This is a genomic window from Sporosarcina sp. PTS2304, from assembly GCF_003351785.1.
Taxonomy (GTDB): domain Bacteria; phylum Bacillota; class Bacilli; order Bacillales_A; family Planococcaceae; genus Sporosarcina.
The window spans coordinates 1,853,457-1,874,220 of the sequence record NZ_CP031230.1; the positions used below are offsets into that span (position 1 = coordinate 1,853,457).

The window sequence follows — 20,764 nt, forward strand, 5'->3', positions numbered from 1 at the left end:
AGGGCTACCCAAAAGACGCTGCAGAGCCTGTAAGTTATTGGACTAATTAATCAGCACTTCAATCTCGTCCTTGTGCTGTTCCGCAAGTTCTTCAAGCAGCCGGTTCGCTTTTTCGTTATAATCAGCCGTACCGGTTTCCGAATCGTACTCATAAGGGCCCAGTTTCTTTTCCAAATACGTCAGCAAATACGCATTCTGTTCATTCAGCTTCTTCGCATACGCTCGCTGAAATTCCTCCGGCGTCATATTCAGTTTCTTTGCCTGCGACTTAGCAAAATCGCGTATTTGCTTAGTATTTTCGTCATCCGCATCCTCAGGCGGCAATATGGAAAACCAGTCTTCTTCCTCTTCCAGATGCTTCGAAATATCGAGACCCATTTTCTCCACTTCCTGTTTTGCTAGTTCCATTTGTATGGCGCCGTCCAAATAACTGAGTGCCTTTTCATCCGGAAATAAAAGCCGTAAATCATAAACGGTGATCACTTCTCCGTTGACGATGGCCGCTGGTTCCTCATTGCCGTATTTCGCTATGCTGCTGCATCCGGAAAGAATCAGCAGTGAAAATAGGGCGAAAGTGATCGTAAGTTTTTTTAGCATACTGTGCCTCCAATCAAAACAGATTCCCGAACCATACAGCCCCACACTTCGCGCAAAGCGTAGAACTGTTCGTATTTTCTAAATTTTATACTTTTATCTTATTATATTTTGCCAAACGTTTCGTGCACAGGTACCATTCACTAATGGACTACTTACCCAAAAAAGATAGGATTCAAAACATCAACTGAGTAGTTACCACACATGTTTAAAGTAAATTTTCTAAAAAGTTTGACCTTTTTAAGGTATAATAACGTTATTATAAGGAGGAAAATCATGTCACATGAATACTTGATAACAATAAATTTTACAGAACCACTTGAAAATTTTATTATTTCCAATGAAAAAGTCTATTATCATGAACTTTATTATGACTCTTTAAAAATTAATCGAAATAATCTAACTATTAAATGTAAAAGACAAAAGAAAAAAGATGTCAATACCCTATTATTTAATTTTAATAGTTCTTTCAATAAGCAAATAAATAAATCATTAACATTCCTTTCTATTACTAATGGTTTTATACCAAACATAAAGAATATAATAGTCTCTGAACTAAACTTGCAAGGAAAAGAAATAACAAATTTCTCTACAGATAAAATAAATCAACCACTACAAACAAAGCTTTCGGACAAATTAATATGGGATTTAAGTGATGCAAAAATCCTATTAGAAGAAAATACTTTATCACATACTATTTTAATTTCTTGTATTTATTGGTTAAAAGCACAGGACTATGATTTAGAAGGTGGGAAATTTGAAAAGCATTGGAAGTCATTTAATACACTTTATACACATATTTCTCAGAAAACCACAGAGTTTGAGAAATTAGTATTTATGAGAGAGTTTATATGTACTCATAAGAATCTATTTCCAAGAAGCATTCAATTTATCTCAACAATTACTTCTACAGATATTCGCAATTTAAGAATAAGAGAAATGATTTTGAATGATTATACTAACGAAAATAACACTGCAGCTTTTGTACACTTCATAAAAAGATATGATGATAACAGGTTAAACACTATATTTAAGGAAACTCTCGTTTATAGACAAGCGTTTCTGAGATCTAAAGGACTTTATGCAGAGGTCGATAGCCATATAAATCATTCTATCGCAAGGAACCAAAAAAATGATGAACAATTATTAGTCTTTTATTTGATAAAGTATTCCTACTTTATTCGAAATAAATATTTTCATGCTGAAAAGATGGATTCAACCTTTCAGCTATTTAAAAATGACGAAATAGAAGAGCTTTCGTTACTTAATAAGATTTTTTCAATTTTTCTGCAAGAAATATTAATAGCACACTCACAATATTAGTGAAAGATATATTAAGTGATAGGTACCTGCTCCGGAAATTAACGTGAAAGTTTAAACATCCATGTTTGTTCAAATAATCATGAATGTTTCGCGCACAGGTACCTTTCGATTCACTACATATCGAGTAAATAATTTTTTCCTTCTCCGGCTTCGCAAAGTTTGCATTCAATAAGAATGAGTCCGGCTTTTTCTTTTTCTCTATTTCAATTTCAATTTTTAACGAGAAAAAATTATTTCGTGTTAACGCACGTACATGAATCGGCTGATCTGCTAATGCTTCCTGTAGCGATTCCACCGTATATTCGCCTTACTCATCGTACCAGAACATAACTGTACGAGTTTTTTTATGTAACTCATCCTCTATGCGATCTTTTAATAGCTCTAGAATATTCATCTTAAACCCTTTCTTCACTATTTATAATAACTATTTCTACCCTTACCATCTAATTCATCAAGATAACCAAATAGCTTTCTTAATTGACGCTTGTATCCCATTTTTTCTCTATATACTTTTGTACCAGAATTTAGATATTCTAAACGCATTTGAGCTAACTTTGCTAATTCTAATACATCGTACTTAGCTTTAGACATGATAAAGTCTCCTGTAAATTGACTAAATTCTACCTGCTTCGCTTTTTCGACTTTTCCTTCCCAACGATAAAGAGTCACCTTATCATGAAAAATATCGAGGTTATTTTCTTCAATAAGTACTCGGTAAATTAAATCACATTTTACATCAAGCGTTATATTAGTACGTTGTAATTCAAATGCTTTATGCTGTTTCTCCAAAATAAATACTACAATACCCATTAAAACATCAATCATTTGCAGTAATAAATCATTTTCTGAGGATTTTTGTCTAGCTTCTACAACTTTATATGCTTTCTTACGATAAGCAGAATGTGCATTCATTTGCTCAATGATTTTGCTTTCTAACTCAATTTTATCGTACTCACTATTTTCATCTATCACGATTTTAATAAACTCACCAGGTGATAAATCCCTTGTCATTCCATAAAAAAGTCGCTCAGTTATTTTCACATAAAATAATTCTCGAAGCTGCTCCATACTTACGGCCATTTCCGATGTTAACTGTTCAGCTTCTTGCTTATTAACAATGAAAATATTTAACTGAATAGGCTGTGATAAAATAAAATTCAATGCTTTAAAATATTTTTCGAAATTCGTATCTTGTGTATAATCGACAAAATGCATTTCTGATGAAGAATTTAACTCGTTATTCAACTCAGTTAAGTATGTTCTTATTACCTCTGCGACATTTTCCTCCATACCTAATACACCGTAATATGAATAATCAATCCCTGGTTGATCTAATTTATTAGATTCATCAAAGTAAATAATATATGTCATCAGTACCTCCCTTGACTTTACAAAAAAATGTGTGTATATTATAATAGGTTTACTCATATTATATATTTGAGCGTAATCTTTCCCCGCTGCATTAGCAGGGCTGGAGAAGCTCTTTACAGCACCTTTTCCCCGCTGCGTTAGCAGGGCTGAGGTGCTTTTATATTTTCCTATTTAAAATATCATCGATTGTGTAATCAATTTCTCTCATCGGTTCATCCTTGAGCTTTCTTTTAGCCATCAAATCTTTTATCACATCATTAAGTAATAGGTGCCTGTGCATAAAACTAACGTGAAAGTTTTAAAATTCATGTTTGTTCAAACAATCATGAATGTTTTGCGCACAGGTACCTTTAATATTCAAACATGATTTCTTACAAATCTAATCAGTACTCCGTACCACCAGTGTACCAGGGAAAGAAAGTAAGTTTGCAAGTATATGATGACCAATTATGGATTCATTATAACATGGAACTGATAGCTCAACACAAAATAAGTAATGCTAAACTCAATTATCAGGAAGCACATTATCGAGAAACAATATCAAAAGCGATGCCAAACTATCCGGATATAAATGATTTAGCAAAACGAAATTTAGCAGCGATTGGAGAAATGTATAAATGAAGCAGCATTTGAACACGAATTATCAGCAGCTCCTACAAAACTTTGAGTATTTAAAACTAAAGCAAATGGGTCTACATTTGAATGAAGTCATCGACTTTAGTATTAAGAACGAGCTTTCTTTTATAGACACACTTATTAAATTAACGAACTACGAAGTAGATGTACGTGAACAAAACATGATCCACGCAATGGTGAAGGTCGCTGCATTTCCACATTTAAAGGAAATGAAAGATTTTGATTTCGACTTTCAACCCAGTGTTAATCAGCAACAGTTACTCGATTTTCAAAGCTTACGATTTATTCAAGCAAATGAGAACATTGTATTTCTTGGTCCAAGTGGTGTCGGCAAGACCCACTTAGCCACAGCAATCGGTATTACAGCTGCTAAAAAGCGCACGAGCACGTATTTTATTAAGTGTCATGATTTAATCCAAAATCTAAAAAGAGCACGTATTGAAAATCGACTAGAAAGCCGTTTAAAGCATTATACAAAATATAAATTATTAATCATTGATGAAATCGGCTATTTACCGATTGATGCAGAAGACGCAAAGCTTTTCTTCCAGTTAATTGATGCACGTTACGAAAAGAAAAGTACAATTTTCACAACGAATGTGAACTTCAAGGCCTGGGAAGAAATTTTCCCGGAACCCAAGTTAGCAAACGCTATCTTAGATCGTATTTTACATCACGCGAGTGTCGTAACGATTACAGGTGATTCATACCGTCTTAAGCAACACCTTGAGCCAGTAAAAGAGTAATTTTGTACACTGTTAAACGAGCACAAATGTACATATTAGTGTTGACATTTATAGTTAAAACTCAAGCGGGAAAATTACATAGAGAAAGTAGTCTTTAAAGATTCAAATGTGAAAAAGCATTATACCGATTCTGTTATAAAAAAGCATACAGAGGTTTATTTATATAACTTCGACTTGAGTATGGAATATTTTCGTTCTTTATCCAAAGAACGTTTTAATGAAGTACTACAAGACTTTATTGATAAAAACTCGGATTTCACGGAAATTACCGATTTAACTTTAGTAAATGGGACATCCGGATATTATGTTATGGTGTTAGATGAATATTCTCAAGTGTATATTGGTACAAGTCGTGATATAAAAAAACGAATACAACAACATTGGACGATGCAAATGTATTTTGACAGAATGATTTTTGGGGATACAAATCACTCGATTTTATCAGTGAATAGTTTTAGAGCGTTGGATACCACAAGAATATTTGCATATGCTACATCTAATATTTTTACTCTCGAGGATCAATTCATGAATCAGTTTGAAAGTGAGTATTTGTTAAATAGAACCGCTGGTGGAGTTCTCGGAGGCTTATCTGAAGCAGTGGCGAAAAGGAAAATAAGGAGTTTACTATGAAAGGTGCTTTTGTGGCACACAAATCAGACACTTTTCAGAATTGTTTCCGAATTGTGTGGCACAAGTTGTGTGGCACACAGGTACCTAAATTACGATTTGGAAGGCCCGGGTCCTCACACAACTCTAGTTCAATTGCGTGTGTACCTGGTACCTGCTTTTATATAATAAGTACTTTCTATAGCCTTCAATTAATCTAAATCAACTTCAATACTTTCAAACTCTTTAAGTGTCTGGCCGTTTATTGTTTTCCATTCTACTAAGCCGTTCGCATTTCCACCGATAACGAATGATGCAGCATAAGAAGGACTACTCATCAGAACATCTTCTAGAAGTACATTATTTTTATCGATTTTTGCTTTTCGACGAGCATCTTTGACACGCAGAGGTATTGTTTTAGAATCAATTACTTCAATAGTACTGCCTTTGATCACTACAAATCCTTCACTTGTCCGTTTGCATTGAGCTTCAATTAACTTTTTACTCTTACCGCTATTGCGCTTTAAATAAAGCAACAATTCATCGTCATTAGTACCATCCAACTGCTCAAGTGGTACCTTTGATTCTATTAGCTTTTCAAAGACTTTGTGGCCTAATGTTCCCATAACAAGTTTAGAGTAATCAATGAATTCCTCTAGCTCACTTTCTTTTTCTTCAGTAATATTGCCTGGAGTTGGTTCATTAATATTTTTGACTATGTAACGGTCAGCTCGTTTAGCAATATCGCAAAAACGATTCTCTAGATAGCTTATTTCAGTAGGTCCAAAAAAATTGTTGGATGTAGTAAATACGACTGCTTCTGTCCAGTAGTCTTTATCAAGATTGCGTTTATGTTCTTGTAAACGATATAAAACTCCTTCTCCATTCTTTCTAATTCCAGCTTGACCAATATAGACAACATTTTCTCCTGTTTCATCAGATGTCCCAAATAAAAAATACACTCCGCTTTGAGATAACTCTTGTCGTCCTTTGCACTTCTCAAGATCTGTTCGAGGTACTTGATAGACAACACCTGTCCAGTTAGCGAGAGTACATTTTATGCGTCCAGTAGGAATCCCGTCCATTAAAAACAAGTTTATATTTTTACCACGCATATCTTATTTCACTTCTTTCTCATTGGATAGCGGACTTTTTTCCAAGGTTACGTATTGAAATTAATCAGGATTTAGAGAAATGTACTTGTGTACTGAATTAACGTGAATATTAAAAAAACATGATTGTTTGAACTAATATGATAGTTTCTCACACGGGCATCTTTCACTCATATACAACGGTGGTTGAATAAATCAATTAGGAGTTTTTTCAAACTCTTGATCAATAGATTTAAATTCTTCTGTATCCATATATTCATGTAACAGAATATAGGCCATAGCAACTCTATCTGTTAATTTTTTAGATATATACTCTGCTTTCTCATTAAACCCGTGATTTGAAAGTATTTTAGCATAATCTTTTGTTTCATCGGTTATTTTAATATATTCCGCTACCATCTCGTAGAAACACTCTACATATTTTCTATATATCTCCAAAGATTTATCTATGAATTTTATTGGAGTATCGAAATGTGCCAAATTCCCATTTAAAATTATAGGATCTTTCCATGATACAGAAATGATGACACGAATTCTATTTAGTAATAGACGAAACTCACTCGGTATATATATTGCTATCTTGTCTTTATTTTCAATAAACTCACTATCTAATTTTAATCGTTTAGTTTCAAATTCTTTTCGTAGCATGGTCTTATTAACTATGTACTGTCCATAGTTATTGTAGTGCATATTATGCTCTATTAAAATTTTATTAATATTCTCTAAATGAGGTAATACGCGATCTTTTTTATACACCTCAAATTCTAAGTGGCTAGTATGCAGACGACTATTTGAATCCAATTCATTTTGGACTCGCATTTCCTCACGATTCAAACTGGATTGTTTTTCAATTTGAGCAATTTCCACTTTATTTGCAAGGAAATTTTCATATGCCGGTTTAATTACAAACTTGAATATTAAAATTACAGACATTACCCAAACGCTTCCATAACCTAGTTGCAGTATTATATCTTGTAATATCTGGTTTATCCTAACCACCATCTTTATTTATTAAATTGATACTACCTTGAAAACACTAGCACATTTCACTATCTTGTTACCGATATTCTTCGGTGTCTCGAACAAATACTGAAATTAAATTTTAATTTAACTTAAAGCTGCTACCATTATAAAGGTACCAGTCCCCCATATCTAGCTCCAGCTGTTCAAGGCTGTAATAGTTTATTTGTTTCGAGAATTTTATCTTAATATCTTTTTTGTAGCAGATTCAAGAATAATCATTAAAGAAAACAAATGACCACAAATAAACAATTTTAGTTCATAGGTTTAATTTTATTTTCGATATGCTCAATCTCTAGTTCAGTCAAATTGTATTTTCTATATAATTGCATATTAATTTTTTCTGCCGATTCAGCCCAACTCACAACATTATTATCTGAAAAGTCTTGTAGTGAAACGAAGCGGTAAGTATTTCGAGTGCCATGTTGACTGCTCTTTGCTAAACTGTGTAAAAATCGCACAAACTTTGTTTTTAAGTATTTAGATAGATTTTCCGTTGCTTCCTCGTCTAAATCTAATTTTGCTCCTATAACTAAATATGTTTCTGTGCAAATAGAGTTACTAGTGGCTATTACAGTATTTAAATTATCATCACTTAACTCTGTTCCTATATTGTTTGAATATGGTGTCAACACTTTTCGCTTACCAATCCATTCAAAGTTTTTCTTAATTTCATTTTCCTCAATATAACCAATGATTCCTTTATTCGCATAACATTTAACCGGTGAAGTCATAATACTTTTATCATTTTTGAATCTTTCATCTTTTGTAAAGTTTGTTGAAAAACCAAATGGATTACGAGCTGATACATACTCCATCAAACTATTATTCTCACCGTATTCAATCTTTTCTAGAATTGAAATCGCCTTGGAATCTCTTACGAAAATGCCTGAATCATTATATTTTAATGTTCTAACAGTATCGCTAACTATTTCATTCTCTTCATACGTAAATACGCGGGTTCCCCCACTTTTATTATCATAAGAGGAATCCAATAGGAAGTAACAAACTCCTCCACGAATATTTGTATTTGGAAATATATCCTCAGGGGTTAGCCAATCATGGATTTCTCTTAAGTGAGAATCGCTCAACATTTCTTCGCGAAAATTGTCTAATCCTTTCCCTCCAACATACCAGCGACTAGGTGTGATCATAGAAATATATTTTGGATTCATTGCTTTAGCTGCCTGAACGAATTTATGATAAATTGGGCTAGCACTTGCTTTAGTGATAGGTGCCTGTGCCAGAAACTAACGTGAATGTTTCGCGCACAGGTACCCTTCACTAACGCTAGTGGGTACCTATCAAATCATTTCATATAATAGGTACCTTATTTCAATTTATTCAATACAACAATTTGACTTTTATTCACGATTTTCGTACAAAACGAGTTAAATGTAGCAGATGATTCCCAAAGTCCAGATAAAATGATTAACTTATCCCGATTTTTGTATAAGCTATTTTTAATATCCAGAAACAGTGATTTATCTGCAAACTGTAAAATCAACTCATATTTCTTTGAGCTTGGAGCAACTAGACGAAGCTCCATTTTTGTAGAATCATAAAAAATACCACGCTTTACTTTAGATTCAATAATTCTATTGCCGAACACTCCTTTTGGATACATATACTCACTTCTATCATCTAAAAGCATTTTCCCAATAGAAAGGTTGTTATACTTGTGCGAACAAGGATACGACTTACACATCTCATAGATTTGTCTAGTAGTTCTTAATGGTTTTGAATGCGCTTCTCCATTTTTATGCAAAATTGATTTTTTGTTTTTCACTGTAGATTTGTTAAGCTTTCGCATCGCTTCAAGAACATTTTCAAAATCAAATGAAGCTTCATCAAAATTTTGTGGTTTAAAATTATTTGAAGCTTCAAAACCACAACCTTGACGATGGGAATGTTGTTTTCGTGTAGCACTAAAATATGCAGAAGACACGCCATCTACACTACATAAATACATATGTGCATCACAAGTTGGACTAGGACAGTAATACCGCTTTTTCTTATCTTCTTTTAAAGCTTCTTTAGCATAAAACTTTTTTGTTCTTTCTCTATCTATATAAGCGTATAATACCATATTTCCGCCTCCTAAAAACGTAGCAAAAGATGCCTGTATGCCAAACTTTCATGATTGTTTAAACATTCACGTTTGTTTCTCACAGAGGTACATTGTAAAAAGCTTAGGTTGTTCTTATTCTCACTATCTTTGTCCGCTTTGTAAAGAGCAATGAAACAAATTGCTAAGTAATGTCCGTATTATGTCCTCATTAATACATTCCCACTTCACCGCAACTCATCCCCCAAAGGAACAATCACCTCATTCAACACATGAATCCAATCCCGCTTCATCTCCGGCCCATACTTCAACGGCTTTGCATCTGGATTTTTAGCTTTATACTTATCGAATTCCTTACTGTCCAAAATCCCCCGGATATTCGGTATAGTATCTGATCCGACAGTATACTGAATCGCCGATAAATGAAGTTGATCCTCTTTCACAAACCATGTATTCGATTGCGTTTCTATCGCTTCGTCATATGCCGATGTGAAATAACGTCGCTTGACTGCGAAAATATCTTCATCTTCGTCTACTTCCTTGGCGTCGATGGCATTCAGAATATCCGTATAGACATTTTTCACGACCTCCGACTTATTCAGTTTCTGAAGGGCTTTTTCGATTTCTTCTCGGATGTCCGGGCTGTTCGCTGCGTAGGTTTCCAGTAAGCGGTCGATATAGGTCGAGTCGATGTCATACAACTTGATCGCGTTATCTCCATAGAACTCGATTCCTGAAAAGTCTGGATCGTCATCGGGATTTCCTGGTTCCCTTTCATCTGTCAGTGAACCCTTTACGGTATTGTAAATTCCTACATAATCCTCCAGCACTTTCACTTGATCTTGAAGCGCTTTTGATTTCTCCATGTCATCGTTGTAGTCATCGTACGTAACCAATGCTTCATAAGCATTGTTCAGCTCTTGGAAGGCTTTAACGAACTCAATACGTTGTTCGATCGGTGAATGTTCGTCGATACTTTCAGGATTCGGTACTGATGCAGTAAATGACGAATGGGCTTTTTTGAAGCGTTTCTTCGAGTCTTTGTATGACGGATACACCAGATTAGTTTCTTCCTGCGCTTGCGAATACAGTTTCGTTGCTTCGTTCACATTGTATTCCATCGTCGCTGGCTTCCTGAATGTGACAATCAAGCCCTTCTTTTTCCCTGGATACGTTCGGTTCGTTCGGGAAAATGCTTGAATCAAGTTCGCATAGCTAAGATTGCGATCGACAAATAGCGTTTGAACCGTAGGCGCATCAAATCCTGTTAACAGTCGATCGACGACTATGACTAAATCGACTTGCTTACCTAACTGTTTAAATTCGGCTCTCTTACGCGCCAGTCGGTTGTTGATATCGCCATTGTAACGATTAATATCTTCTATCGACCAAGACGTTCCGTAATACGCATTGTAATCGTTGATGATTTCTTTCATCTCGTCTTGATTCTCTTTAGAGTCCTCTTCATTTTCCTGCAATGAATACGTGATGGCCACTCGTGGAAAGTCAGGATCGTCAATCGTGCGACCTGTTCGAATCGGATGCCCAGCGAACTCCTTCGTCAGCCAATCCGGATCACGTGTCATTTCTTTGATCGCATGATAGTAACGCTTCGCCATCGCGATTGAGCTAGTCGTCAAGATGGCAGACTTCTGGGGTCTTCCGTTTTCAAAGTCAAATTTTGTATAGGCATTATCAGGGCGGAATATTTTATGCAAGACCTTTTGAATATGCTCGTCCTGTTCATAAGAAGAAGGTTCGATATACGTTTCTCTTTCGATTCCAGTCATTTTATCGATTTCATCATTTACTTCATTATCGGTAAGTGCTGCGTATTTCTCTTTCGCGCGCAATTGTGCAAAGATATAGTTGGTCAACGAGACCGGTTCAATCGTGTCTTCGTGTTCGACTTGAAAGCCCAATACCGCTCCGTCATCAAGTGCATTTTTAATCGTGTACGTATGCAGTACTTCACCGTACTGATCACGTGTTGTACGTGCCAACCGTCCTTTTGCTTGTTTCTTGTTCTCTTCAAAGATCGGTGTGCCAGTAAAGCCGAACCATGTAGAGTTCGGGAAGAATTTCTTGATCGCTTCCATTCCCTCAGCACTTAACGCCCGGTGACATTCATCGACAATGAACACGATATGTTGGCCCATCAGTTTCTTGAAACGTTGCGATCCTTTTTGTTCTTCTTGTCTTTCCGCATAGCGCAAAGCCGCTTCCAACTTTTGACGCGTTGTGATAATGACCGTATTCGAATTGGCACTCGACAGCAATGTATCACTCAACTCTTTGGAGCTGCCTGTCCCGACAATTAAACTATTCGACTTCGCCGTACCGGATGAAATGCCCGTATTATATTCCGACGCAAACTTCGTAAATTCACTTGTCGTTTGATTGTCCAAGTCTTTCCTGTCAATCAACATGACGGTACGATCCACGCCCGCTTTTTTCGCGAGTAGCTTGGTCGATACAAAGCTCGTCAACGTCTTCCCAGAACCTGTCGCGTGCCAGACATAGCCTGATTGGTGCTTCATTGCCGACGTGAACAACGCCTCGATCGCATGGATTTGATACGAATGCAGCACCATCAACGCTTTGTTGTCCTGGTCTTCACTGACGATCGTATAGTTCGCGATCAACCGATGAGCGTCCGGTATATTGAGGACTTGCTTGACGAACTCATAGAGATTGTCCACTTTCCGATTATCCGTCGTACGCCAACTGAAGACGAACTTCTTGTGCATATCTTTCGGCATGGCATTCGCGAAGTAGCGAGTCGTTTGTTCATTCGATATGATAAACAGCTGCAAAGTAGAGAAGATGTTATTACGGAACAATCCTTCTTCTGCATACTTCTTGATTTGATTATAGGCTTGATAGACGCCATCTTTCGCCGTCGCTTGTTTCAATTCGATTTGCACGATCGGCAATCCATTGATCAATAACGTGACATCAAATCGTCGGTCCCGTTCGTCTACACTCGTTTTCCCCTTCGCAATCTGATGAACGACCTCGTATGTAGAGATCCCGCCACCTATATCTTGATTGGAGTACAGAACCAACGATATCGCCCCGATCGAAACATCTTCCCGTTCAATCGTAATACGAGCAATGCCATTCTCCCCCTTCAGCCACTTCGCCGCTTCAAAGGGCGTCTTCGTTTTCAGCAGTAGTTCGGTCTTGATCGTATCGAACTCTGCATCGGTCAACGGGGTGCCACCGATCTCGGCTAAGTTATTCTGAATAATTTTTTGCCGCAAGTTCTTCCATAGGTCATCTTCTGATTTGAGGTCAGGACGGTAATTCCATTGATTATGTCCTTCTCCCAACACTTCAATCAAGCGACGTTCCACTTCTTCTTCATCGTTATGAGGAATCTTCGTCATGCCTAGTCCTCCTTTCTGGCTGCTTAGACAAACATCTTTTGTAGGAATGCTTTTTTTGTTTGTTGCAGGGCTTCTAGTTCTTGTTGACTTATAGAGATAACTTTGTCAATTCCTTTAAAAAACTTACTGATTGCCTCTTGTTCCTGACTACTCGGAAGTTTAATAGTTAAGTTTCCAAGTTGCGCAAGAGAAAGATTAGGTTGCGCTCCTACTGTTGGATTTCTTTTAATATATTCTTCTACGGTTCTTCCTTTTAGATATGTTTCTACAAAGCCCGTATTTCCATTTTTCAATCTAATGATTGCTAATGCTTGATTTGTATTGGCTGGGAGTATTCCCTCTTTAACAATAGATGTTCTACCCAGAGTTCCAGCAATAGAGAATAAAATATCATCGGCTTTTAATTGTGATCTCTTTAAGTATCCTTCATGCTCCTCCTTTGAAACTTTTGATGTTAATGTGATAACACCAGAATATGAGTCAATATTTTCTACTTTTATTAAGTTCACATCTCCCTTGCTATATTTATCTTTAGGAGTTGTTCCCTTTGTAATTAACTTTGTTATATCAGCTAGCTTATATACTTTCCAATTGTCTAAGAAACCTGGAAACCGAACTTCCGGCACTGCTTCCCCTTCTTTTGGAAACATCTTTTGCAAGAATCCTTGTTTTGTTTGTTTGAGGATGGTTAGTTCTTGTTGTTGAAGAGCGATAGTTTCATCTAACCTTTCAAAAAACATTCCAATTTTCACTTGTTCTTCATAAATAGGAATAAAAGCAAATAGTTTTATAAGCTTATTAACCGCCAACCCTGGTTGAGCAGATTGATCTGAGTATTGTCTGAGATTCATTTTCTCTAGAAGATAAAACAAAAATTTTGTATCATTTTCTTTGCTAGCTTTTACCACAATGGCATGTTCCGTAAAAAAAGATTTCCCCTGGAATATATTAACGTTTCCACATAGTGCGCCTTGTCTTCCAATAAATGCATACAGTCCCTCATAATTATATGTGTTAGTATATCCACGAAGTCCATTACCACCAAATACAGGATACATACCTTCATCTAAAATATCATGTGACTTAATATTCTTTCCGCTTTGGAAAACATCACATACTTCTCCTAATTTCAATCTCTCCCATTTATTGTCGTATCCTAAAAATCTTAGTTTCGGGATATTTTTACTTAACACGATTGAACACCTCTAATGCACCTTTAATCCACTGAGAATCTTCACTATTAAAGTTTAACGATGAAATCATATTAAATATTTCCTTTTCTTTTTTTACTTTTTCGCTATAGATACCATTAATATTTGAGCCGATTGAAGCCATGTCTACAGGTTCTTCTTCTTCAAAAGTATCTACATATCGCGGAATATTCAAATTGAAATCATTTTCTTTAATTTCTTCAAATGTAGCAACATAAGCATACTTCTCTACATTTTCGCGATTAACATACGTTTTGAAAATCTGTTCTATATGTTCTGTCGACAGCTTGTTTTGATTCCCTACTTTATTAAAGTCTTTACTCGCATCAATAAATAACACATCACGAGTAGAACGATTTTTCTTCAAGATAATAACAGTTGTTGGAATCGAAGTCCCAAAGAACAGATTAGCTGGCATACCAATTACCGCATCTATATTGCCGTCTTCCAATAACTTCTTTCGAATAATACCTTCCGCAGCCCCACGGAATAACACGCCATGCGGTAGAACGATCGCCATCGTTCCTGAATCTTTCAAGTGATACAGTCCATGTAATAAAAACGCAAAGTCTGCTTTTGATTTTGGTGCCAGTCTTCCATATCGATTGAAACGAGAGTCATCCAGGAACGTTTCATCTGCTGACCACTTCGCTGAATACGGTGGGTTCATTAAGACGGTATCAAATGTATAAGGTTCTTCTGTTGGCCAGTCCTTGTTCAACGTATCCCCGTTGCTTAAACGCATGTCTTCTTTGTCTACGCCATGCAAGATCAAGTTCATCTTTGCCAGGTTGTATGTGGTCGTGTTTAACTCTTGTCCATGATATTTGACGCTTTCAGGATGATTGATATAGTTCCGGACGTTCAACATCAATGAACCTGATCCCATTGTCGGGTCATATACGCTGAACAACTTTTTATCTTCTTGGCCAAATGCTGCAATACGTGCCATCATGACGGATACTTCATGTGGTGTATAGAATTCTCCAGCTTTCTTGCCCGCTTCGGAAGCGAACTGACTGATCAAGAACTCATAGGCATCTCCAATTACATCTCCGCCATGTCCCAATAGATCAATCGGATTCAGCTTCTTGATTACTTCTGTAATTGTAATGTTTCGTTGCTGCGGATCTGATCCAAGCTTTTTAGAAGTCAAGTCCACGTCATCGAACAAGCCATTGAATTGATCGTACTTTGTGGACAAGTCGATAAACGCTTTGTTCAAGTCGTTTAATTGGAATGTGTTTTGTTTTGCCTGATTAGCGAGGACATTGAACAAGAAATCCGGTTCGATGTCGTATCCTAATGTATCTACCAGCGTTTCAATCAAATCATCTTTTACGTCTTCATCTGTTAATAGCTCTCTATACAGTTGTGTTTGCTTGTCTGCTGTATCGTATTCTTCTAGTGATTCATCAGCCAGCTCCACTACTTTTACTAATAAACGATCTGATAAGTATTTGTAGAAGATCAGGCCCAGTAGATAGTTTTTGTATTCCGATGCATCCATTTTGCTGCGCAAGTTGTCGGCAGCACTAAATAATATCGTGTTTAATTCAGCCATGTTGTGTTCCTCACTTTTCTGTAATGAATTTCTTCGTGTATTGATTCTATTAGGTAGCAGTTTTACACACCATCTGCCTATTCTTATCATAACATATTTACAATCCTCTACTATCTACACAATCCAAAAAATACCTATATTCATTAGTCTACTAGATTCTCTTCTCAACAAAAAAACACCGCACAAGAGCCCCCCTCTCATGCGATATCCCCTACATCAATAATTAAATTCATAAACTTGCGAAGCAGAAACGTTAACTAACCCATTCACCTCCCGAACCTTAACCTCCATGCCCGTAATCATCCCTGACACTCCGTCGCCCACTTCCCCTGTAAAATACACAGGATTTTCAAACGTCACTTCCACCGTCCCGACCTTTTTAGCTGTCACATGAAAAACATTCGTTCCTGAATCTCGTGTAATTGTTGCAATCTGTTCGGCATGTTTTGTAACGATCGTGTGCTTTCCGATCTTACGCGCCATCGTTTGATCATAATAGCCATTCTTTTCGAACAGTTCTTCCACATTGAATGTATAAGACGGCCGCTCTCTCAACACATCCATGTCATAATGGAAATAAGCATGCTCGGGCTCTTTTGCGTGAATGGCATAGCGGATTTTTTTACCGTTCGTTAATTCCGCAACGGCATGGTAGTTTCCTGTCTTGTCAATCGTTAGACAGGTTTGTTGATCTTTGCATGTATGAATAGCTGCGTCACTGTCTAGTAATTTACCGGTTGTGGAATACAGTTGGACTTTCTTGATTTTCTCTTTTTTTGACAATTCCAGCGGTGCTTCTGTTGGCAAGTAATCATCTGTTTCCTCAATCGAAAGTTTCAAGCCGTCCGTTGTTTTCTTAACGTGCACATAATATTTCCGGTACACTCTCTCCTCTTCGTCAATTGGCGAGTCTCCGTTATATCCGCTAATATTGAGTGTCGCCTTTCCTTCTTTTAGCGCAATCAGTTGCAGTCGGCCGGGCCCGTACGGTGTGTCGCGTGTGACGATCGACTCGTAGACATTCTGATCTTGTTCCCAGATGACCGAATACAATCCGTCCATCCCAAGCTCTTTTGGTGTCAATGAAATCATCGGAATATTTTCTTGTTCTGTAGCTCTCATCATCTTAGCTGCTTGCCCTCTCGTTACCGGCTCATTTAAACCAAAACGGTTCGGTGCCACACCATTTACAATTCCATACTTGTGTAGTATCAAAATGTTGGCACTGTGAGATTGATTACCTGCGATATCTTGAAAAGGATTTTTCATTCCGTAAAAATCATAGCGCGGCAAGTCGAATGCTTTTACTAAAATAGAAGCGAGCTGTCCCCGTTTCACTGGATCATTCGGACCAAACCGCCCATCTTCATACCCGCCGATGACTTTTGCTTGTGCCAGTGCGGCAATTGCTTCATAAGACCCGTTCGTTTTCGTAACGTCTTTGAACTGCGGATCTTTCACATTGGTCGTGTCGATGCCTGTCAGTTTCACAATAATGGCAGCAGCCTGTCCACGTGTTAACGGATTACCAGGTTTAAAGGACCCATCCGGATAGCCGCCAATGACATGTCGCTCCGCCAGCTCATTCACCGCCTGCGCAAAATGCTTGCTTGGTGGCACGTCAGAAAATAATTGTTTCCCAGCGGCAGAGTTAGTTATTGGAAAGCTACATGCGAGCAACAACGCGCCAAATAGTAGTACCAATTTCTTCTTCATATTTAGTATCCTCCCTATCATCACTCTATCGATTTGTCGTACAGACGGGGAAAGTAGGGAAAAGTTTCAATTTTTTCGAAGATCTAAAAACTTATCTTGTGGGGGTTATTCATCTCGAGTATCCTTTTTCCTTAAACTCCTCAAAGTAAAAAGGATACTTGATCAGCTATTGACACAGCTACATCAACTATCCTTTAAGAAAAATACCTATAATCTCTCGATGGAAACGGTGGGAATTGAACCAACGCCCAAAAGATTCGCTACTTCAGCACCCATAACTATAATTAGTACTTACCCCATAATCCCAAAATACCGCTCTAATTCCTTCATTTCATAATCCACCACAAACCCATCATAATTTAAGCTTTGCCTTTCACACGCTTGAAGGTGGAGAATTCTTTCGGAGAACCGTTAAAAAATCGTTTTTAAGTTCCAGAATAAGCTCCTTGGAAAGTGGCCGTTGTTGATCAACTTTCTTTTTCAATGAATGGAGTCTATCCATTTTTTCTTTCATGGTGAATATCCTACCTAATATTTACTCGTTTTATGGGTCTAGCATTCTTACAACTTCTTAATAAACTCTTTAAATTCATCCAACCCCGGATGTGTTAAATCCCAATACCTTTTCTGAGCTGCCAATCCTATACTGTGAACAATTTTCCTTTGCGATGCCAAATATATTTGTGTCTTTGCTTTCGCAAGATTTGAAGGAACCGGCAACTCATTCTTGTTAAGGTCTACTATATATTGATCAATCAATTCTACATATTTTCTTTCTTTGATGATATGTAAGCATAGATCTTCCAGCATAGTACCTTCTATATTCTCACCTGGCATGATAAATATTCCGATACGTCTATCAGATTCATCTTGCGTAACCTGACCATGATTACTAGAAGATTGTAAGCCATTGTTTTCTAATATCATTCTCATACTCTGCATTGCACTGTCAAAAGAATGATCTGCATCCCGAACAAAACCTATAGATTTCACACTTTCGAAGTCTGGGATTAACATAAATGCAGCTAACTTTACACTCATTTGTTCAACTCCGCCAATTTCTACCAATTGAATGTCTTCTATTTCTAAATGCTTAAACAGTTTATCGAAAAAGAATACTTCATCTTTCCCTTCGACAAAAAGTAACTTTGTCTTTTCAATTTGAAATGGCATTTTTGAGTCCTTTGATACTTTATTGGGAATCCTCATTAACGCACCTCCCAACCATTTTCAATCGCTATTTGTAAATTATCAAAACCATATTCTTTCGATACAATCTGCTGACCTTTTCTTTCCAAGCGAATATAATTGACATCCTCTTTGGAAATAGCACTATCAACTAATGAAGCCAAACATTCATAACTATGTGTCGTAATAAATAGCTGGCAATTATTTTGTTTCGACGCCTGATCAAGCATTTCCCATACATGTACTAGCACTGAATGGTGCAATCCATTCTCAATTTCGTCTATGAATACGATACCGTTTGGATTATTGAATATCGCAAGTATGATCGATAATATACGTGTAATACCATCTCCCATATAGTGTAGTGGGATTTTTACATCTAATCCAATGTCGCCATACAGAACAGCCTGACTATTTGGTTGTTGTATAGCCGTAATCGAACGTAGTCGTGGTTCAATTACTTGTAAATAATCCATTATCAAATTTTCTTTATTTTTTTTCACCAATTCTCCAAAACGAATAGCATTTTCGTTTGGATTGATTGGTGATCTTGAACTTAAGAATATAGCACTTTTTATAGGTGCTTGTTTGTTTATTTTCACATCCATATTCTCTTCATCATGAATCGTATGTATGATTTTTTGTTTACTATACTTTCCTTTAGTTGGACCAGAAAACTCGACTGCAATTTCAACTTGATTATGCTCAAGAGATTTTGTATTAGTTCCAGATATAGAAAACACTTCTTTCGGTTTTATTTTTATCGTTGTATTATTTTGCGCAACGGAGTGAAGTGTGAGCGTTTCCATATCTGTGCCTTCTTTGACCGATATTTTAACTGGTTTGTCCATATTATAATTATGAAATATAGGAGCAAATATATCAAAACTTGTCATCGAAGTTGGTATTTCACCACGCCAATTGTGCATTCGTATGAATGATTGGGGATTTTGACGATCTAGAAAGAAAAATAAAGCTTCAATGACCGTTGATTTACCAGTGTTATTTTTACCACCAAATAAATTTATACGTTTTAAATTAGATAATTCACATGAAGATATCGCTTTAAAATGTTCAACTGAAAAGGATGTGATCAATAATAACTCCTCCTAATTTCAAATAATCTATTCCTATACTTTACAAGACGATTAGAAAGTTTATAGTAAAATAAAGCATAAACTTCCTTTTAGAAAGTTTATGCTTTATCTTGTAATGTTATTCTCTATACAACTGTATGGAGACGGTGGGAGTCGAACCCACGTCCAAAGGCTCTGCTACTTCAGCGTCTACGCGTGTAGATTGACTATTTGAGTTCGCGCGCACGTTTGCCGTCAATCAAGGCGATCCGTGGCGCTATTCCGGGAATCTCTTCTAACAGCCTCAGAATGCAGCTGTCAGCGTAGCTCACTAATAAGTGAACCTGACGCCTCCACATGAGCGATGGAGACGACAGGTAGATTCAACAGCTTACGCTGCGAATGCTAGGTTGTTGTTTTGTTTGCCAGTTATTATTAACTGTCGTTTCTGACGGAGACGATCCCTCCGACGCGCAGCTCAAGCCCAGACCACCCCTGTCGAATCCGTAACGTCCCCGAAGGAAAGTTCGGAACCCAGGCCCGTTTCACTTAGAACGGCGGGTCGTACTTGAAACTTCTTATAGTATATAATAAATCGGGTCGTTTATCAATCTTGTTGCTTTGCTTTAAACGCTCGCTGCATGTCCCGTTTATGTTCTTTCTCTTTCAAATCCTGACGTTTATCGTACAGCTTCTTCCCTTTCCCTACACCAATCAGCACTTTGGCGAAACCGTCTTTAATATACATTTTCAACGGAATGATGGAATAGCCTTGTTGTTTCGTTTCGCCGATCAATGAATTGATTTGTTTCTTGTGCAATAATAATTTGCGTGAACGAATCGGATCGTGGTTATGAATATTGCCCTGTTCGTACGGACTAATATGCATATTGGAAATCCATGCTTCGTTGTTGCGGATTAAAATGAACGCATCGCGCAATTGAACTTTGCCTTTTCTGATCGACTTGATCTCTGTGCCTTTTAAGACGATGCCGGCTTCGATCGTCTCTTCAATGGCGTAATCGTGATTGGCTTTTTTATTCACTGCTAGTACTTTACCGGATCCTTTAGCCATCTGTCTTCCCCCATTTTCTTCTGCCTCACCGCCTCTACATTTAGCGAACACCAAATGTAGAGAGAC

Annotated in this window: 16 protein-coding genes, 1 other RNA gene and 1 pseudogene; 4 read left to right on the forward strand and 14 right to left on the reverse strand. The window is 37.0% G+C overall.

All coding sequences use genetic code 11. The features are described 5' to 3' along the window. Positions 1 to 42: 42 nt before the first annotated feature. Positions 43 to 597, reverse strand: coding sequence for a hypothetical protein (locus DV702_RS08855; RefSeq protein WP_114924437.1), 555 nt, complete (start codon positions 595 to 597; stop codon positions 43 to 45). Positions 598 to 870: 273 nt separating this feature from the next. Between DV702_RS08855 and DV702_RS08860 the strand changes: the two genes are divergently transcribed. Next, a complete protein-coding gene (locus tag DV702_RS08860; protein WP_114924438.1) occupies positions 871 to 1,917 on the forward strand; it encodes a hypothetical protein in 1,047 nt (348 codons plus the stop codon). 411 nt (positions 1,918 to 2,328) lie between these two features. Here the strand turns inward: DV702_RS08860 and DV702_RS08865 are convergent, their stop codons facing one another. Next, positions 2,329 to 3,288 carry a DUF3800 domain-containing protein gene (locus tag DV702_RS08865; RefSeq protein ID WP_114924439.1) on the reverse strand — a complete coding sequence of 320 codons (960 nt, stop codon included), beginning with the start codon at positions 3,286 to 3,288 and terminating at the stop codon, positions 2,329 to 2,331. A 360-nt stretch (positions 3,289 to 3,648) separates the two neighbouring features. Here DV702_RS08865 and DV702_RS08870 point away from each other — a divergent pair. The 3 genes and pseudogenes from DV702_RS08870 to DV702_RS08880 form a co-directional block, all read left to right on the forward strand. Then, positions 3,649 to 3,909: pseudogene (locus DV702_RS08870) on the forward strand (IS21 family transposase); the annotation flags it as partial. Beyond that, positions 3,906 to 4,670, forward strand: coding sequence for an IS21-like element helper ATPase IstB (gene istB / locus DV702_RS08875; protein WP_371682676.1), 765 nt, complete (start codon positions 3,906 to 3,908; stop codon positions 4,668 to 4,670). The pseudogene DV702_RS08870 and the gene istB, both read left to right, overlap by 4 nt. Positions 4,671 to 4,850: 180 nt before the next feature. Further along, a complete protein-coding gene (locus DV702_RS08880; RefSeq protein ID WP_114924440.1) occupies positions 4,851 to 5,300 on the forward strand; it encodes a hypothetical protein in 450 nt (149 codons plus the stop codon). Between the two features lie 188 nt (positions 5,301 to 5,488). Here DV702_RS08880 and DV702_RS08885 read toward each other — a convergent pair whose 3' ends face one another. The 12 genes from DV702_RS08885 to smpB all read right to left on the reverse strand — a co-directional run bounded on the left by DV702_RS08885 (position 5,489) and on the right by smpB (position 20,698). Further along, a complete protein-coding gene (locus tag DV702_RS08885; RefSeq protein ID WP_114924441.1) occupies positions 5,489 to 6,391 on the reverse strand; it encodes a GIY-YIG nuclease family protein in 903 nt (300 codons plus the stop codon). Between the two features lie 192 nt (positions 6,392 to 6,583). After that, complete coding sequence (locus DV702_RS08890) at positions 6,584 to 7,321, reverse strand: hypothetical protein (RefSeq protein WP_114924442.1); 738 nt, start codon at positions 7,319 to 7,321, stop codon at positions 6,584 to 6,586. A gap of 341 nt (positions 7,322 to 7,662) precedes the next feature. Next, positions 7,663 to 8,583, reverse strand: coding sequence for an Eco57I restriction-modification methylase domain-containing protein (locus tag DV702_RS08895; protein ID WP_240315590.1), 921 nt, complete (start codon positions 8,581 to 8,583; stop codon positions 7,663 to 7,665). 155 nt (positions 8,584 to 8,738) lie between these two features. Continuing rightward, on the reverse strand, positions 8,739 to 9,497 hold the full coding sequence (locus tag DV702_RS08900) for a hypothetical protein (RefSeq protein ID WP_114924444.1): 759 nt from the start codon (positions 9,495 to 9,497) through the stop codon (positions 8,739 to 8,741). Positions 9,498 to 9,703: 206 nt separating this feature from the next. Beyond that, complete coding sequence (locus DV702_RS08905) at positions 9,704 to 12,868, reverse strand: type I restriction endonuclease subunit R (protein ID WP_114924445.1); 3,165 nt, start codon at positions 12,866 to 12,868, stop codon at positions 9,704 to 9,706. A gap of 23 nt (positions 12,869 to 12,891) precedes the next feature. Next, complete coding sequence (locus DV702_RS08910) at positions 12,892 to 14,061, reverse strand: restriction endonuclease subunit S (protein WP_114924446.1); 1,170 nt, start codon at positions 14,059 to 14,061, stop codon at positions 12,892 to 12,894. Beyond that, positions 14,051 to 15,643, reverse strand: coding sequence for a type I restriction-modification system subunit M (locus DV702_RS08915; protein WP_114924447.1), 1,593 nt, complete (start codon positions 15,641 to 15,643; stop codon positions 14,051 to 14,053). Before DV702_RS08915 ends, DV702_RS08910 begins: the two co-directional genes overlap by 11 nt. 216 nt (positions 15,644 to 15,859) lie before the next feature. Continuing rightward, a complete protein-coding gene (locus DV702_RS08920) occupies positions 15,860 to 17,359 on the reverse strand; it encodes an S-layer homology domain-containing protein (protein WP_162805767.1) in 1,500 nt (499 codons plus the stop codon). A gap of 561 nt (positions 17,360 to 17,920) precedes the next feature. Continuing rightward, positions 17,921 to 18,568 (reverse strand): DUF3226 domain-containing protein, encoded by a 648-nt coding sequence (locus tag DV702_RS08925; protein ID WP_114924449.1) that lies wholly within the window; start codon positions 18,566 to 18,568, stop codon positions 17,921 to 17,923. Beyond that, complete coding sequence (locus tag DV702_RS08930) at positions 18,568 to 19,644, reverse strand: AAA family ATPase (RefSeq protein WP_114924450.1); 1,077 nt, start codon at positions 19,642 to 19,644, stop codon at positions 18,568 to 18,570. The genes DV702_RS08925 and DV702_RS08930 overlap by 1 nt, the downstream gene beginning before the upstream one ends. A gap of 135 nt (positions 19,645 to 19,779) precedes the next feature. Next, positions 19,780 to 20,140, reverse strand: a transfer-messenger RNA (tmRNA) gene (ssrA, locus tag DV702_RS08935). Positions 20,141 to 20,230: 90 nt separating this feature from the next. Beyond that, positions 20,231 to 20,698 (reverse strand): SsrA-binding protein SmpB, encoded by a 468-nt coding sequence (smpB, locus tag DV702_RS08940; protein WP_114924451.1) that lies wholly within the window; start codon positions 20,696 to 20,698, stop codon positions 20,231 to 20,233. Between the last annotated feature and the right edge of the window lie 66 nt (positions 20,699 to 20,764).

Excerpts from the sequence above, each read along its gene's own strand:
- DV702_RS08855 (WP_114924437.1), bottom strand. The coding sequence starts at position 597 with ATGCTAAAAAAACTTACGATCACTTTCGCCCTATTTTCACTGCTGATT.
- DV702_RS08860 (WP_114924438.1), top strand. The coding sequence starts at position 871 with ATGTCACATGAATACTTGATAACAATAAATTTTACAGAACCACTTGAA.
- DV702_RS08865 (WP_114924439.1), bottom strand. The coding sequence starts at position 3,288 with ATGACATATATTATTTACTTTGATGAATCTAATAAATTAGATCAACCA.
- istB (WP_371682676.1), top strand. The coding sequence starts at position 3,906 with ATGAAGCAGCATTTGAACACGAATTATCAGCAGCTCCTACAAAACTTT.
- DV702_RS08880 (WP_114924440.1), top strand. The coding sequence starts at position 4,851 with ATGGAATATTTTCGTTCTTTATCCAAAGAACGTTTTAATGAAGTACTA.
- DV702_RS08885 (WP_114924441.1), bottom strand. The coding sequence starts at position 6,391 with ATGCGTGGTAAAAATATAAACTTGTTTTTAATGGACGGGATTCCTACT.
- DV702_RS08890 (WP_114924442.1), bottom strand. The coding sequence starts at position 7,321 with ATGTCTGTAATTTTAATATTCAAGTTTGTAATTAAACCGGCATATGAA.
- DV702_RS08895 (WP_240315590.1), bottom strand. The coding sequence starts at position 8,583 with ATGAATCCAAAATATATTTCTATGATCACACCTAGTCGCTGGTATGTT.
- DV702_RS08900 (WP_114924444.1), bottom strand. The coding sequence starts at position 9,497 with ATGGTATTATACGCTTATATAGATAGAGAAAGAACAAAAAAGTTTTAT.
- DV702_RS08905 (WP_114924445.1), bottom strand. The coding sequence starts at position 12,868 with ATGACGAAGATTCCTCATAACGATGAAGAAGAAGTGGAACGTCGCTTG.
- DV702_RS08915 (WP_114924447.1), bottom strand. The coding sequence starts at position 15,643 with ATGGCTGAATTAAACACGATATTATTTAGTGCTGCCGACAACTTGCGC.
- DV702_RS08920 (WP_162805767.1), bottom strand. The coding sequence starts at position 17,359 with ATGAAGAAGAAATTGGTACTACTATTTGGCGCGTTGTTGCTCGCATGT.
- DV702_RS08925 (WP_114924449.1), bottom strand. The coding sequence starts at position 18,568 with ATGAGGATTCCCAATAAAGTATCAAAGGACTCAAAAATGCCATTTCAA.
- smpB (WP_114924451.1), bottom strand. The coding sequence starts at position 20,698 with ATGGCTAAAGGATCCGGTAAAGTACTAGCAGTGAATAAAAAAGCCAAT.